The sequence below is a fragment of the Streptomyces sp. NPDC020996 genome, assembly GCF_040641355.1.
Classification (GTDB): Bacteria; Actinomycetota; Actinomycetes; order Streptomycetales; family Streptomycetaceae; genus Streptomyces.
The window spans coordinates 232,711-247,504 of the sequence record NZ_JBFADM010000003.1; the positions used below are offsets into that span (position 1 = coordinate 232,711).

Below are 14,794 nucleotides of genomic sequence, written 5' to 3' on the forward strand. Positions count from 1 at the left end.
CCCGGCGGGACCCCTCCTGCGGTAGCGCTGCCCGGCGAATCGGCTGCCCGGCGAATCGGCTGTGCGGCGAATCGGCTGTGCGGCTGTGCCGCTGTGCGGCTATTCGGCCTTGATGGCCGCCAGGGTGTTCAGCCGGGCCGCGCGGCGGGCCGGCCACAGTGCCGCCAGCACGCCGACCGCCGCGGCCAGCAGCAGGAAGACGCCCATCCTCGCCCACGGCAGGACCAGTTCGTACGTCGGCATCTTCGTGCCCAGCAGCTCACCGGCCGCCCAGCCGAAGAACACCCCGAGCCCGATGCCGAGCACACCGCCGAACAGGGAGATCACCAGCGACTCCAGACGGACCATCCGCTTGACGCCCCGGCGGTCCAGGCCGATCGCGCGCAGCATCCCGATCTCCTGCGAGCGCTCGAAGACCGACATGGCCAGGGTGTTGACGACCCCGAGCACGGCCACGATCACCGCCATCGCCAGCAGGCCGTAGAGCATGTTCAGCATCAGCGTGAACATCTGCGCGACGGTGTCGGAGAGGTCCTTCTTGTCCTGGACCTTGATGGCCGGGTTGGTGCCGAGGGCCTTCTCCAGCCGGTCCTTGGCGGCGCCGGACGCGCCGCCCGCCGTCTTGACCAGGACCTGCATGTCCGCCGGGTCGCTCAGGTGCGGGGAGAGCAGGGAGTCGTCCAGCATGATGCCCCGCATCAGCTGGTTGCCCTCGTAGACACCGGCGACCGTCAGCCGCTCGCCCTTGCCGTCCTCGAAGTGCGCGGTGAACGACGAACCCGCCGTCCAGCCGTGCGACTCGGCGGTGTCGGCGTCGACGACGACCCGCGCGCCGTCCACCGTGAAGGAGCCGTCGTCGACCTTCAGGTCGGTCAGCCCGCCGATCGCCTTCCCGTTCACGCCGGTCAGGTACTCGGTCCGGCCGTCGATGCGCGAGGGGGCGTTGCGCAGCGGGCTGATGGCGGTGACGCCCTCGGTGGCGGCCAGCTTCCGGGCGACGTCCGGCGACAGCTCGTTGCCGTTGGCCATGGAGACCACGTAGTCGGACTTCACTGCGGACGCCGCCATCCGGTCGATCGACCTCTGCAGGCTGCCCGCCATCACCGTCATGCCGGTGATCAGGGTCAGGCCGATCATCAGCGCGGAAGCGGTGGCCGCCGTACGGCGCGGGTTGCGCAGCGAGTTCTGGCGGGCCAGCTTTCCGGAGACGCCGAACAGCCGCAGCACGGGCGCCGCCGCCGCGATCAGCGGGCGGGACAGCAGCGGGGTCAGCACGAACACGCCGATGATCAGCAGTACCGCGCCCAGGCCCATGGGGGCCTGCCCGTCCGTGCCGTCCATCGTCGTGGCCGCCAGCACCACGGCGACGCCCGCCGCGGCGAACAGCGCGCCCAGCGTGTTGCGCAGCACCAGGGACTTGGCCGTCGCCTTCGCGTGCACGCTGCTCATCGCGGCGACCGGCGGGATCTTCGCGGCCCGGCGGCCGGGCAGCCAGGCCGCCAGCACGGTGACGACGACCCCGACCGTGAGGGCGGCGGCCACCGTGGCGGGGGAGATCACCAGGGGCCCGTCGGGGACGGTGGCGCCCAGCGTGTCCATCAGGGAGCGCAGCCCGGCGCCGATGCCGACACCGGCGGCCAGACCGGTCACCCCGGCGACCGCGCCGACCACGAACGCCTCGACGAGCACCGACCGGGTGACCTGCCGGCGCGAGGCGCCGACCGCGCGCAGCAGCGCCAGCTCCTTGGTGCGCTGGGCGACCAGCATGGTGAAGGTGTTGGCGATGATGAACGTGCCGACGAACAGCGCGATGCCCGCGAAGACCAGCAGGCCCTGCTTCAGCCCGCTCATCGAGGAGGCGATCATCTCCGCCTGCTCGTCGGCCAGTTGCCGGCCGGTGGTGGTCTCGGTGAGTCCCGCGGGCAGCGCCTTGTCGAGCGCTGCCTTCAGCGCGGTCTGGGAGGTGCCGGAGGCGGCCGTCACGTCGATCTCGTCGTACGTGCCCGCCTTGCCGAACAGCTTCTGGGCGGTGGCGGTGTCGAACAGGGCCAGGCTGCCGCCGGCTGCGACGTTGCCGTCGTCGGTGGTGAAGATGCCGCTGATCACCGGCTTCAGCACCGGTCCGTCGACCGAGATCCGCACGGTGTCGCCGACCCGGTAGCCGGCCCGTCGCGCGGTCTCGGCGTCGATAGCGATCCGGTTCTCGCCGTGCGGGGCGGAGCCGGACGTCAGCGGGTAGCGCGGGTCCTTGTCGCCCCAGTAGTTGCCGCCCTCGGAGCGGAAGCCGCCGCCGATGAGCTTGCCGTCCTTGTCGGCGATGGCGGTGAAGCCGGTCACGACGCCGATCGCGTCCGCGGCCCCCGGCACCCGGGCGGCGGTGTCGAGCATGGCCCGGGTCAGTTCGGGCGTCCTGCCGATCCGGTCGCCCTGGTCCGCTCGGGACCTGGGCTGCACGGCCACGTCGACCCGGTCGAAGCCCTTGGCCGAACTCTTCTGGTAGGCGTCGGAGATGCTGTCGGTGAAGACCAGGGTGCCGGACACGAACGCCACGCCGAGCATCACGGCGAGCACGGTCATCAGCAGGCGGGCCTTGTGCGCGAGCACGTTGCGCAGGGCGGTGCGGAACATCAGCTGGTGCGGCCCTTCGCGTCGAAGCGCTTCATGAAGTCCAGGACGGTGTCCGCCGTCGGACGGTGCATCTCGTCGACGATCCGCCCGTCCGCGAGGAACACCACCCGGTCCGCGTACGACGCGGCCACCGGGTCGTGGGTCACCATCACGACCGTCTGCCCCATCTCCCGGACGGAGTTGCGCAGGAAGCCCAGCACCTCGGCGCCGGAGCGCGAGTCGAGGTTGCCGGTCGGCTCGTCGCCGAAGATGATCTCGGGCCGCGCGGCCAGGGCGCGGGCCACGGCGACGCGCTGCTGCTGGCCGCCGGACAGCTGCGCGGGGCGGTGGCCGAGCCGGTCGCGCAGACCGACCATGTCGATCACCCGGTCCAGCCACTGCCGGTCCGGCTTGCGGCCCGCGATGTCCATCGGGAGGGTGATGTTCTCCAGCGCCGTCAGCGTCGGCAGCAGGTTGAACGCCTGGAAGATGAAGCCGATCTTGTCCCGGCGCAGCTTGGTGAGCTGCTTGTCCTTCAGCGAGCCCAGCTCGGTGTCGCCGATGCGCACGGAGCCCGAGGAGAAGGTGTCCAGCCCGGCCACGCAGTGCATGAGCGTGGACTTCCCGGATCCGGAGGGTCCCATGATCGCGGTGAACTCGGCCTGCCGGAAGTCGACCGAGACCCGGTCGAGGGCGACCACCTGGGTCTCGCCCTGTCCGTAGGTCTTCGACAGGTCCGTGGCGCGTGCGGCCACGGCGGCGGCGGTGCGGCCGGCGACGGGTGTGGTGGTCACGGGATGGCGCTCCTCGCGGGACGGCGGATGAAGGGGACGGAAGTCCATCGTCGCCGCCGTCCGCGGCGGTGTAGTCAGCCGCTGTTCCGGTTGTCGGGGCAGACTCCGGTCGGACCCCCCGCCGTCGTGTCATACCTGGGGATGACGTCGCCCTGACGAGCGCTCTCGTCAAGAACGGGTGGAGCACCCTCGTTCGGGCGGTGAAATTCCGTCATTCCGCATGCGTGGGCGGCCGTCGCCCGCAAGGCTATTGGCAAGTGCGGATGGCGTGTACCCGGGTCTGATGCTCCCTCAGACGCCAATAAAATAAGACAACATCGGTCTGTCCGGCCGATGTTCGAGGGATGCATCCCGATAGGGTCGAACCTCGACGCGGAGCCCATGGCCTGCCCGGATGGTGGAATGCAGACACGGCGAGCTTAAACCTCGCTGCCCCTTCGCGGGCGTGCCGGTTCGAGTCCGGCTCCGGGCACTCACCGTTACGGCGACCGACCAGCGCATACGGCTGGTTGGCGTCAGCACAGCGCGTCGGACGGGCTGAGTCCCGCCCGTGTCCGCCGCGGACTTCCGGCACACCCCTGTTTGCGGTCCCCGGCCTGAGATCGCACGACGGCGAGGAGACGGTCGGGAGACCGCCTCCTCGCCGCGGCCGGCTCGACGAGGTCGTTGTCCGGGCCTGTCAGCCGCAGTGGTCGTTGTAGTTGACGCGGGTGTAGTTGGACGCCGCGGCGCCGCCCCAGTCGATGCACGAGTTCGCTGACGGTCACGACGCAGTTGTAGCCGGTGGAGCTGTTGCAGGTCAGGAAGGTGTTGCCCTCGCCGACATCCATCGAGTCGATCACGCTGTAGCCGGATCCGCAGGCGCTGTTGCAGGAAGCCGCCTCGGCGGTGCCGACCGTCAGGGCCATGCCGGCGGTGGTGAGGCCGAGGACCGCCGCGGCGGACGCGAGTCGTCTGGGCATGCGCACGGGTGAACTCCTGTCGGGCTCGTTGCGACGTCGAAGGCGACAGGCTCGTGGCGCGGGCCGTCGCCTGAGAGCGCGGCCGAGGGGTGGACGCTGTGGTTCCCGGGCCTTTTCGGCACCGGACCTGGCCGTGACGGCCCGTGCGGGGCACTGCCGGTCACGGGCGTCGGTTCGGAGCCGTCCAAGATCGTGACATGACTCGATCAATGGCGGAGGGCGTGTGCGCGACGATGGCTGAACAGGCGGGAAGGGTGGCCGATGTCCAGGACCGCTGTCGACGTCCTGGCCCGTGCCCGGCCCGGGATGGCGAGGTGCGCGGATCCGTGTACTATTGATCTTGAGCTGGTCGCCGCAACAGCGGTGATCCGGTTCTGCGTTGGTGGTCCAAGGAAAGACGCCCCACTTCCTGTGGGGAGATGCAGGTGCAAGGCCTGCCCGGCGCTCCGGCGAACGAGTCCCATCCCGTGCCGAACGGGGTGGGACTCGTTCTGTTTCGCCGGGTCCTCGCCGACGACGGCGTCCCGCGGCAGCCGGGGCGTGTCCTCCAGGCCGGTCGCGATGCGCCGTGGACTTCGCCGCGCAACCGTTGACACTCGCTGGGCGCGGGCGCAGACTCACGTTCCGAAGAAGTGAAGGAAATTTCACCAGACGAACAAGCTAACAAGCTCCTCGAAGGGAACGCCCGATGCGCACCACCGTCGGCATCATCGGCGCCGGTCCGGCCGGCCTCCTCCTCGCCCGGCTGCTGCACGACGCCGGCATCGACGCGGTCGTCCTGGAGAGCCGCGACCGCGCCTACGTCGAGCAGCGCCAGCGCGCCGGGATCCTGGAGCAGGGCACGGTGGACGTGCTGCGCGCGGCGGGCGCCGGGGAACGCATGGACCGCGAGGGGCTGCGGCACGACGGCATCGAGCTGCGGTACGCGCGCCGACGCCACCGCGTCGACTTCCCCGCCCTGACCGGCGGGAAGTCCGTGACGGTCTACGCCCAGACCGAGGTCTGCAAGGACCTCATCGCCCTGCAGCTCGAGGAGGGCGGCCCACTGCTGTTCGAGGCCGAGGCCCTCGCCGTGGAGGGCGCGGAGAGCGACCGCCCCCGCGTCCGGTTCCGGCACGAGGGGCGCGAGGACGTCCTGGAGTGCGACTACGTCGTCGGCTGCGACGGCTTCTGGGGCGTGGCGCGCAAGGCGGTCCCGGCCGGTGTGGGCCGGGTCTTCGAGCGGGCGTACCCCTTCGGCTGGCTCGGCATCCTGGCCGACGTGCCGCCCTCCCACGACGAACTCGTCTACGCCCGCCACGACCGCGGCTTCGCCCTGCTGTCCATGCGCTCGCCGTCCGTCTCCCGCCTCTACCTCCAGGTGCCCGAGGGCACGGACGCCGAGGCGTGGAGCGACGAGGAGATCTGGGACGAGCTCGAGCGGCGCTTCGAGACGGACGACGACTGGACCCTCCGGCGCGGCCCGATCACCCAGAAGTCGGTGACCCCCATGCGCTCCTTCGTGCACGAGCCCATGCGCCACGGCCGCCTGTTCCTGGCCGGCGACGCCGCGCACATCGTCCCGCCCACCGGCGCCAAGGGGCTCAACCTGGCCGTCGGCGACGTGGTCACCTTCGCGCGGGCGCTGACGCACCAGCGCGAGACGGGGTCCGCGGAACTCCTCGACGCGTACTCCGAGACCTGCCTGCGCCGCGTCTGGCAGGCCGAACGGTTCTCCTACGACATGACCGTCCTGCTGCACCGCGCGCCCGACGCCACCCCCTTCGAGGACCGGCTCCAGCTCGCCCGTCTGGAGCGGCTCGCCTCCTCCCGCGCGGCCGAGACCGATCTGGCGGAGGCGTACACGGGCTTCGCGTTCGGGTGACGTGAGGGCCGGATCTCCGCGCGGTTCCGGCCGTGTCGCAGGTTGGTCATGAATGACACCCTCCGGTCGTGGGAATCAGGGATCCGCGTAGCGTGTTGCGCAGCACGACGAGGGAAAGATCCTCCCCAAGCATTAGGGTCAATCCTTTGCCTACCTATTACTCTTGAGCCAAGGCGCACGCACCGTGGCCATGGAGGAGTGAAATGAGGAGCAGAAACCCGGTCTTCTCGCGACGGGGGTTCAGCCGCGACAACGGCTACGCGGGATTCAACGCGGCGCCGCAGGCCGGGGGACCCGCTGTCGGCACGCAGGGCAACCCGTACGCTCAGCCGTCCGGCAACCCCTACGCGCAGAACCCGTACGCGCAGAACCCCAACGCCCAGCAGGACCTGCAGTACGGCGCCCCGCCGCAGGCCCCGGCCACCACCGCGGGCCGGATGACGATGGACGACGTCGTCATGCGCACGGCGTCCACGCTCGGTGTGCTGATCCTGACGGCCGCGCTGTCCTGGGCGCTGCTGCCGGTGGACGACGCCAACGTCTCCCGTTCCTACGGGCTCGGGATCGGCGCCGCGCTCATCGGCATGGTTCTGGCGTTCGTGCAGTCCTTCAAGCGCACGGCCTCGCCCGCGCTGATCCTGTCGTACGCCGCGTTCGAGGGTGTGTTCCTCGGCGTCCTGTCCAGCATCGTGGACAACCGCATCGCGAGCGGTGCGGCGATGCAGGCGGTGATCGGCACGATGGCGGTGTTCGCCGCCGTACTGGTCGCCTACAAGGCGGGCTGGATCCGCGTCAACCGCCGCTTCTACGGCTTCGTGATGGCGGCCGCGCTCGGCTTCGTGCTGCTGATGACGGTGAACCTGCTGTTCGCGGTCTTCGGCGGCGGTGACGGCCTCGGCTTCCGCAGCGGCGCGCTCGGCGTGTTCTTCGGCATCGTCGGCGTCATCCTCGGCGCCTGCTTCCTCGCCCTGGACTTCAAGCAGGTCGAGGACGGCATCGCCTACGGCGCCCCGCGCCAGGAGGCGTGGCTCGCGGCCTTCGGCCTGACGCTGACGCTGGTGTGGATCTACATGGAGTTCCTGCGCCTGATCGCGATCCTCAACAGCAACGACTAGCGGCGACCGACGGCGACGGCCGGTCGGCGACGACCGGCCGGCGACGACCGGCCGGGCGGCCGACGAGAAGGGCTCCGGCGCACCGCCGGGGCCCTTCGTCGTGGTGCAGGCAGTGTCGTGCGGACAGCGTCGTGCGGACGGTGCGTCAGGCGGACGGTGTGTCAGGCGGACGGTGCGTCGTGCGGACGGTGTCGTGCGGACAGTGCGCGCCTAGAGGAATTTGCGCGCGGCCCTCCTCAGGTCGTACTCGTGGACGATCGCCTTGGCGTGGCCGTACGCGAGATTGTGCTCGTGGCGGAGCCAGCTCACCTTCTCCTCGAAGCGGAAGAGAGCGGGTCCTTCTTCGACGGTGCGCAGCCAGTCGGAGATGGCACGACCGGTGCAGTGCGGGATGCGGGCGAGCAGATTGCGATGGGTCTCCTCGGAGAAGACTTGGGACATCGGCGCCTCCGGACGCAAAAGGGATGTAAGCCGGTCCTTCACGTCACCGTGCCTGAGCGTCGGCCTGTTGGCAACACTCGTGCGGGTCCGCGTACGCTCGGCCCGTGGTTGATACGACGCCCTTGACCCGAGCCGTTGATCATTTCGCCGACCGGTTGAGGGCCGCGCCGCAGAGCCGGCTGCAGCGGGGCGCCGCCGCCGAGGCCCTGCGGCTGGCCAGGGACCTGGCCCGGCGGGCGCAGCTGCTGGAGGCTCCCGGGGCGGAGCCGCGCGAGATGCCGGACGCCGGGATGTTCGCCGCCGCCGACCAGATCACCGTCGCCGGACACGACCTGGCCCTCGTGCTCACGGACGAGGACCAGGTGGCGGAGGCGGTGCGGTGCGTGGCGCGGGCGCAGGAGCGGGCGGGGGTCTGACGGCCCGGCGAGATCCTGCCGGGGTTGTGCTGCCGTCCTGCCGGGGCGTGCCCGCTGGGGCGTCCTGGCGAGGCGTCCTAGAGGGACGCGATGACCCGGTCGGCCAGGATGTAGACGTTCTCCTCGCCGCAGGCGAACGTCAGCGTGTAGGCGCCGGAGACACCGGAACCGCCCAGCAGCACCGGCGTCTGGCCGGAGCGCAGGGCCGCGGCCAGACGCTCCGCGGTCTCGCGGTGGCCCGGGGTCATGCACAGGGTGGTGCCGTCGGCGAAGACGTAGACGTCGAGGGTGCCGAGCGGGCCCGGGCGGACGTCGGCCAGTTCGACGCGGGAGGCGGCCAGTTCCTCGAGGGTGGCCACGGTGCGCTCATGGTCGTTCCCGGCCGGTGACTGCACCGGGACGAAGTCGGGGTGGGAGGGGTGCCGGCGGCGGGCCGCGGCCAGTTCCGGAGACTCGTCGGTGTCGGCGGCCTGCTCGCTGACCGGCTCGAGGCCCACGAAGTCCGCCTGGCGGGGCAGGAACAGTTCGCTGTCGGGCAGGCCCAGCAGCGAGGGGGCCTCGGAGGCGTCACGGGCCTCCTGGGCGGCCCAGAAGGCGCGCGCCTCGGCCAGTTCCCGCTCGCGTTCCTCGGCGAGCGCCTCGGCCACGGCGGCGCGTATCTCGTCGGCCTCGGCGGACGGACGCGCGGCGGGCACCAGACCGCGTGCGGCGCGGTGCTCCACGAGGTCGGTGTGCAGGGCCGCGACCTCACGGCGCAGCACCACGAGGGTGCGCAGGACGGCGACGCCCACGGCGCCTGTGGCGGCCGTGGTGAGCAGCAAAGCGATCGGCATGGCGCTCACTGACGTACTCCCGGTTCAAAGTCGACCCCCGACTTCCTACAACAGCTTGAAGGGCGGACGAACCGCCTGTCAGTGCGTAACGTCACGAAACGGGCAGGGAAGTGGGCCTGGGGTTCGCTGGTGCGGTGGCGCTGACCTGGGTCGTTGTCTCCGTAAGGGAGATAGGTCACATCCTGGGGGAGATTGGATCACAAAACGGCCCGGAGTTCAGGTGCTTCCCGAACTCCGGGCCGGAAGCTCACGTTGGGTCCCGCGGCGGTCACGCAGCGGGACCCAACGGGACTCACCGGGGGCTCAGCTGAGGCGCTCGATGACCATCGCCATGCCCTGGCCGCCGCCGACGCACATCGTCTCCAGACCGAACTGCTTGTCGTGGAACTGGAGGGAGTTGATGAGCGTGCCGGTGATGCGGGCGCCGGTCATGCCGAAGGGGTGGCCGACGGCGATGGCGCCGCCGTTGACGTTCAGCTTCTCCAGCGGGATGCCCAGGTCGCGGTAGGAGGGGATCACCTGGGCGGCGAACGCCTCGTTGATCTCGACCAGGTCGATGTCGTCGATGGTCAGGCCGGCCCGCCGCAGGGCCTGCTGCGAGGCCTCCACCGGGCCGAGGCCCATGATCTCCGGGGAGAGGCCGGAGACGCCGGTCGAGACGATGCGGGCGAGCGGGGTCAGACCGAGCTCGCGCGCCTTGGTGTCGCTCATGACGATCACCGCGGCGGCGCCGTCGTTCAGCGGGCAGCAGTTGCCGGCGGTGACCAGGCCGTCGGGGCGGAAAACCGGCTTCAGTCCGGCGACGCCCTCCATGGTGACGCCGGCGCGCGGGCCGTCGTCCTTGGAGACGACCGTGCCGTCGGGGAGGGTGACCGGGGTGATCTCGCGCTCCCAGAAGCCGTTCTTGATGGCCTCTTCGGCGAGGTTCTGCGAGCGGACGCCGAACTCGTCCATGTCCTGGCGGGTGACGCCCTTGAGGCGGGCGAGGTTCTCCGCCGTCTGGCCCATCGCGATGTAGGCGTCCGGGACCAGGCCGTCCTCGCGCGGGTCGTGCCAGGTGGTGCCCTCCTGCTCGGCCACGGCGGCGGTGCGGGCCTCGGCCTCGGCGAAGAACGGGTTGTGGGTGTCCGGCAGGCTGTCGGAGTTTCCCTTGGTGAAACGGGACACCGTCTCGACGCCGGCCGAGATGAAGACGTCGCCCTCGCCGGCCTTGATGGCGTGCAGGGCCATGCGGCTGGTCTGCAGCGACGAGGAACAGTAACGGGTGATCGTGCAGCCCGGCAGGTGGTCCATGCCCATCTGCACGGCGACGATCCGGCCGAGGTTGTTGCCCTGCTCACCGCCGGGCAGACCGCAGCCGAGCATCAGGTCGTCGATGTCCCTGGGGTCCAGCTCGGGGACCTTGGCGAGGGCGGCCTGGATGATGGTGGCGGTCAGGTCGTCGGGGCGCAGGTCCTTCAGGGAGCCCTTGAAGGCGCGGCCGATGGGGGAGCGGGCGGTCGAGACGATCACGGCTTCGGGCATCACGGCTCCAGAAGAAGGTGCGGCAGGGCTGTCTGGGAAGTTACCCGTACGTATGGTCCCGGTCACGCCGTCGGCGGTGTGACCCTGACCGCAATTTTCTAAGCGCTTGCTTTGTGTCCGCCTGCTCACCCCCCGAACGCACCGGCCCCGGCCTGCGCCGGCACGGCGCCGCCCCCGGGCCCGTCGGCCCGACTCGCGCCCGCACAGCGCCGCCCGCCAGCGCACCACCGCCCTGCGGCGCACCGGCGCCCGCTCGCCCGATCCGGCCACCGGCCACGCGGGCCCGGCCCTCGCCCGCCTCCCCGGGCCGGCCACGCGGGCTCACGCCCGCGCCCCGGCCCGGTCCAGCCGCGGCTCGCGCCCGCTCCCCCGGCGCCCGTCGCGCGGGCTCACGCCCCCTTGCGCGCCGGGCGGACCGGCGGGTGTGCCCGCCGCTGGGGGCCCGGCGCAGGGCCGCCCGGGCGGACGGGCGGATCGGGTGCGGGCCGCTACCGGTTGCGTGCGCGGGCGCGCAGCGCACGCCCCAGGCGCGTCCGGGTGGGCCGGCGCCGTCTTCGGGCGCCGGGCGGGCTGGCGGGTGAGGCTGGCTGCCGGTGTGGCCCGGTGTGTGGCCGCTCGGGCAGGTGGGGTGTGGCTGGGCGGTGGGGTGGGGTGTGGGCTGGTGCCCGTGGTGTGCGTGGGCGTGCGGCGCATGCCCTGGGCGTGTCCGGGTGGGCCGGCGGCGTCTTCGGGTGTCGGGTGGGTTGGCGGGTGTGGCTGGCTGGCGGTGGGCCGGGCGGGCCGCTCGGGTGTGGCTGCGCGGTGGGACCGGGTGGGGCCGGTGCCCGTGGTGTGTGCGGGCTGCGGCGCACGCTCCGGGTGCGTCTGGCTGCGGCGCACGCCCTGGGTGCGTCGGGTCGGGGGGCACGCTCTCGGGTGTGGGCTCCGTGGTGTGCGTGGGCGTGCGGCGCATGCCCTGGGCGTGTCCGGGTGGGCCGGCGGCGTCTTCGGGTGTCGGGTGGGTTGGCGGGTGTGGCTGGCTGGCGGTGGGCCGGGCGGGCCGCTCGGGTGTGGCTGCGCGGTGGGACCGGGTGGGGCCGGTGCCCGTGGTGTGTGCGGGCCGGGGCGCACGCCCCGGGTGCGTCGGGTGGGGGCGCACGCTCTCGGGTGCGGGTGCCCGGCTGTCGGTGCGGCGGGCGCGGCCGGGCGCCGGTGGTCGCCGTGGGGCGGCGACCGGCCGCCCGCCCGGCGGGCATGCGCGGGCGGGCATGCGCGGGCGGGCATGCGCGGGCGGGCATGCGCGGGCGGTGGGGTCAGACTCCGGTCGGGGCGGTGGGTTCCGGTTCGGTCAGGCGGCGGCGCTTGCGGCGCTTGAGGAGTGCCCAGGGGCGGCCGCGGGGGCCGCTGGGGAGGGCCGCCGTGACCTCCGTACCGGCGTCCGAGGCGGCCTCCGCGGCGGCCCGCGCCACCGGCAGGAAGCCCTCGTGGCGGAACGCGTCCGGGCGTTCCTCCTCGGCCGGCCACAGGCCCAGCGCCGCGCACACCGTCGGCAGGACGGCCATCGCGGCGGTCGCGTAGCCCTCCGCCGAGGGGTGGTAGTTGTCGGGGCCGAACAGCTCGCGCGGGTTGGCCTCGAACTCGGGGCCCAGCAGGTCGCCCAGCGACACCGTGCGGCCGCCCTGTTCGACGACCCCGATGGTCTGGGCGGCGGCCAGCTGGCGGGAGGTCCGGCGGGCCAGCCAGCGCAGCGGCTGCTGCACCGGCTCGATGGTGCCGAGGTCGGGACAGGTGCCGACCACCACCTCCGCGCCGGCCGTGCGCAGCCGCCGTACCGCACAGGCGAGATGGCGGACCGAGCGGGTCGGCGGCATGCGGTGGGTCACGTCGTTCGCGCCGATCATGATCACGCAGACGTCCGGCACCCGGGCGGGGTCGGACAGCACCAGCGACACCTGGCGGTCGAGGTCGTCGGAGCAGGCGCCGGGCAGGGCCACGTTGTGCAGCCGCACCGGGCGTTCCGCCACCGCCGACAGGCCCGACGCCAGCAGCGCGCCCGGTGTCTGCCCGGCGCGGTGGACGCCCTGCCCCGCGGCCGTGGAGTCGCCGAGCATGGTCAGCCGCAGGGGAGGTTCGTCGGGGACGGTGTACGCGGTGCCGTACAGGCCGTCCGCCACCGGGACGCGGCCGCTCGTACCGTTGCCCACGTGCCGCCTGGCCAACTGCATCTCGGCCAGCAGCAGCCCTACGGCCGCCGCGCCGGCCAGTCCGATCCCGCCACCGCCGTACGCGGCGCCGGCCGCGATCCGCCGGGCCACCCTCGCCCTCGACATGCTCGTCATGCCTCGCCGCCACCTCCTCGAGAAGCCGTACACCCACTCCTTGCCCCGTACGGACCGTGGGCCAATCCCGACCGGGAGTGAACGACCGCCGTGGTCCCCTGCCAGGCCATAGGCTGGCGGAACCACCACGACCACATCTTTTGCAGCATCCGGAGACAACGGTGCATTTCCACGACTCGATGATCAGCCTCGTCGGCAACACCCCGCTGCTGAGGCTCAACAGCGTGACCAAGGGCATCAAGGCGACCGTCCTGGCCAAGGTCGAGTACTTCAACCCGGGCGGCTCCGTGAAGGACCGCATCGCCCTGCGCATGATCGAGGCGGCCGAGCAGAGCGGCGAGCTCAAGCCGGGCGGCACGATCGTCGAGCCGACCAGCGGGAACACCGGTGTCGGGCTGGCGATCGTGGCGCAGCAGAAGGGGTACAAGTGCATCTTCGTGTGCCCCGACAAGGTGAGCACCGACAAGATCAACGTCCTGCGGGCCTACGGCGCCGAGGTCGTCGTGTGCCCCACCGCGGTGGCTCCTGAGCACCCCGACTCCTACTACAACGTCTCCGACCGGCTGGTGCGGGAGACCCCCGGAGCCTGGAAGCCCGACCAGTACTCCAACCCCAACAACGCCCTCTCCCACTACCACTCCACCGGCCCCGAGCTGTGGGAGCAGACGGAGGGGAAGATCACCCACTTCGTGGCGGGCGTCGGCACCGGCGGCACCATCTCCGGCACCGGGCGCTACCTCAAGGACGCCAGCGACGGCCGGGTGAAGGTCATCGGCGCCGACCCCGAGGGCTCGGTGTACTCCGGCGGCTCGGGACGGCCGTACCTCGTCGAGGGCGTCGGTGAGGACTTCTGGCCGTCCGCGTACGACCGGACCGTCGCCGACGAGATCATCGCCGTGTCGGACAAGGACTCCTTCCAGATGACCCGGCGCCTGGCCAGGGAGGAGGGCCTGCTCGTCGGCGGCTCCTGCGGCATGGCGGTCGTGGCGGCGCTGCGGGTCGCCGAGCGGCTCGGACCGGACGACGTGGTCGTGGTGCTGCTGCCGGACAGCGGCCGCGGCTACCTCAGCAAGATCTTCAACGACGAGTGGATGGCCGACTACGGCTTCCTGGAGGACGAGGGCCCGAGCGCCCGCGTCGGCGACGTGCTCAGCGACAAGGAGCACGGCGCCATCCCCTCCCTCGTCCACATGCACCCGGACGAGACCGTCGGCCAGGCCATCGAGGTGCTGCGCGAGTACGGCGTCTCGCAGATGCCGATCGTGAAGCCGGGCGCCGGTCACCCGGACGTCATGGCCGCCGAGGTCGTCGGCTCCGTCGTCGAACGGGAACTGCTCGACGCCCTGTTCACCAAGCGGGCCTCCCTCGACGACCCGCTGGAGAAGCACATGTCCGCGCCGCTGCCGCAGGTCGGCTCCGGCGAGCCGGTCGCCGACCTGATGGCCGTGCTCGGCGAGGCGGACGCGGCGATCGTCCTCGTCGAGGGCAAGCCGACCGGTGTGGTCAGCCGGCAGGACCTGCTGGCCTTCCTCGCGAAGAACGGGAAGTAGCAGAACGGGAAGCCGCGGCGAACGTCCGGTGTACGGCGGGTGCGGGCGCCGAACTTGCGGTGGTCAACCACCTTCGTGGACTTCGTGAAAGTGGTACGAGCGCGTCACGTCCGCGCAGCACCCGCTTAACACGCGTCCGGCACATTAGTGGGTGTCGGCAGGGCGATGGGGGCACCTCCCAGGCGTTGAGCACTGGGGGAGGCTCCCCGCCCCGGCCGGCGCCGAACGTCCAAGGACCTCCGGAGCGGCTCCCGGACCTCCATGGACGCCACGGACGCGCAGCCCGGCCTGACCCGGCCCGCGTCCCTCGCGGGGACCGCCGTCGTCCCGCCCCCCGGCAACGGGGGTGCGGCGGTCCCCGCGCACACCT

The 14,794-nt window shown here is 72.0% G+C and carries 11 protein-coding genes and 1 tRNA gene; 5 read left to right on the forward strand and 7 right to left on the reverse strand.

Features of this window, described 5'->3' with window-relative positions; translation table 11 throughout:
• Nucleotides 1-99 precede the first annotated feature (99 nt).
• On the reverse strand, nt 100-2,628 hold the full coding sequence (locus AB0G63_RS03910; protein ID WP_360743790.1) for an FtsX-like permease family protein: 2,529 nt from the start codon (nt 2,626-2,628) through the stop codon (nt 100-102).
• The gene (locus tag AB0G63_RS03915) at nt 2,628-3,401 is read right to left on the reverse strand and encodes an ABC transporter ATP-binding protein (protein ID WP_360743793.1); all 774 of its coding nucleotides are present in this window, start codon (nt 3,399-3,401) and stop codon (nt 2,628-2,630) included. The genes AB0G63_RS03910 and AB0G63_RS03915 overlap by 1 nt, the downstream gene beginning before the upstream one ends.
• Nucleotides 3,402-3,789: 388 nt before the next feature.
• Here AB0G63_RS03915 and AB0G63_RS03920 point away from each other — a divergent pair.
• Nucleotides 3,790-3,873: transfer RNA gene (locus AB0G63_RS03920), tRNA-Leu, on the forward strand.
• A gap of 43 nt (nt 3,874-3,916) precedes the next feature.
• On the opposite strand, the gene AB0G63_RS03925 is transcribed toward AB0G63_RS03920, so the two are convergent.
• On the reverse strand, nt 3,917-4,363 hold the full coding sequence (locus AB0G63_RS03925; RefSeq protein ID WP_360743796.1) for a hypothetical protein: 447 nt from the start codon (nt 4,361-4,363) through the stop codon (nt 3,917-3,919).
• Between the two features lie 688 nt (nt 4,364-5,051).
• Between AB0G63_RS03925 and AB0G63_RS03930 the strand changes: the two genes are divergently transcribed.
• Both AB0G63_RS03930 and AB0G63_RS03935 read left to right on the forward strand, forming a co-directional pair.
• Complete coding sequence (locus tag AB0G63_RS03930) at nt 5,052-6,227, forward strand: 4-hydroxybenzoate 3-monooxygenase (RefSeq protein ID WP_360743799.1); 1,176 nt, start codon at nt 5,052-5,054, stop codon at nt 6,225-6,227.
• A 203-nt stretch (nt 6,228-6,430) separates the two neighbouring features.
• A complete protein-coding gene (locus AB0G63_RS03935) occupies nt 6,431-7,342 on the forward strand; it encodes a Bax inhibitor-1/YccA family protein (RefSeq protein WP_360743801.1) in 912 nt (303 codons plus the stop codon).
• A gap of 210 nt (nt 7,343-7,552) precedes the next feature.
• On the opposite strand, the gene AB0G63_RS03940 is transcribed toward AB0G63_RS03935, so the two are convergent.
• Nucleotides 7,553-7,783, reverse strand: a complete 231-nt coding sequence (locus tag AB0G63_RS03940; protein WP_351891514.1) for a DUF4287 domain-containing protein — start codon at nt 7,781-7,783, stop codon at nt 7,553-7,555.
• Between the two features lie 104 nt (nt 7,784-7,887).
• On the opposite strand from AB0G63_RS03940, the gene AB0G63_RS03945 reads away from it, so the two are divergent.
• Nucleotides 7,888-8,199 (forward strand): hypothetical protein, encoded by a 312-nt coding sequence (locus AB0G63_RS03945; RefSeq protein ID WP_360743804.1) that lies wholly within the window; start codon nt 7,888-7,890, stop codon nt 8,197-8,199.
• Between the two features lie 77 nt (nt 8,200-8,276).
• On the opposite strand, the gene AB0G63_RS03950 is transcribed toward AB0G63_RS03945, so the two are convergent.
• From AB0G63_RS03950 to AB0G63_RS03960, 3 genes are all read right to left on the reverse strand, one after another.
• The gene (locus AB0G63_RS03950; protein WP_360743807.1) at nt 8,277-9,041 is read right to left on the reverse strand and encodes a hypothetical protein; all 765 of its coding nucleotides are present in this window, start codon (nt 9,039-9,041) and stop codon (nt 8,277-8,279) included.
• Nucleotides 9,042-9,335: 294 nt separating this feature from the next.
• Entirely contained in the window at nt 9,336-10,556 is a 1,221-nt protein-coding gene (locus tag AB0G63_RS03955) for an acetyl-CoA C-acetyltransferase (protein WP_360743810.1), read from the reverse strand.
• Between the two features lie 1,292 nt (nt 10,557-11,848).
• A complete protein-coding gene (locus tag AB0G63_RS03960) occupies nt 11,849-12,874 on the reverse strand; it encodes an SGNH/GDSL hydrolase family protein (RefSeq protein ID WP_360743813.1) in 1,026 nt (341 codons plus the stop codon).
• Between the two features lie 161 nt (nt 12,875-13,035).
• Between AB0G63_RS03960 and AB0G63_RS03965 the strand changes: the two genes are divergently transcribed.
• Nucleotides 13,036-14,424 carry a cystathionine beta-synthase gene (locus AB0G63_RS03965; protein ID WP_360743816.1) on the forward strand — a complete coding sequence of 463 codons (1,389 nt, stop codon included), beginning with the start codon at nt 13,036-13,038 and terminating at the stop codon, nt 14,422-14,424.
• The last annotated feature ends 370 nt before the right edge of the window (nt 14,425-14,794 follow it).

What these genes read in the sequence shown, in the direction of transcription:
- AB0G63_RS03955 (WP_360743810.1), bottom strand. Translation starts at nt 10,556, where the DNA reads ATGCCCGAAGCCGTGATCGTCTCGACCGCCCGCTCCCCCATCGGCCGC.
- AB0G63_RS03910 (WP_360743790.1), bottom strand. Translation starts at nt 2,628, where the DNA reads ATGTTCCGCACCGCCCTGCGCAACGTGCTCGCGCACAAGGCCCGCCTG.
- AB0G63_RS03940 (WP_351891514.1), bottom strand. Translation starts at nt 7,783, where the DNA reads ATGTCCCAAGTCTTCTCCGAGGAGACCCATCGCAATCTGCTCGCCCGC.
- AB0G63_RS03960 (WP_360743813.1), bottom strand. Translation starts at nt 12,874, where the DNA reads ATGACGAGCATGTCGAGGGCGAGGGTGGCCCGGCGGATCGCGGCCGGC.
- AB0G63_RS03925 (WP_360743796.1), bottom strand. Translation starts at nt 4,363, where the DNA reads ATGCCCAGACGACTCGCGTCCGCCGCGGCGGTCCTCGGCCTCACCACC.
- AB0G63_RS03935 (WP_360743801.1), top strand. Translation starts at nt 6,431, where the DNA reads ATGAGGAGCAGAAACCCGGTCTTCTCGCGACGGGGGTTCAGCCGCGAC.
- AB0G63_RS03930 (WP_360743799.1), top strand. Translation starts at nt 5,052, where the DNA reads ATGCGCACCACCGTCGGCATCATCGGCGCCGGTCCGGCCGGCCTCCTC.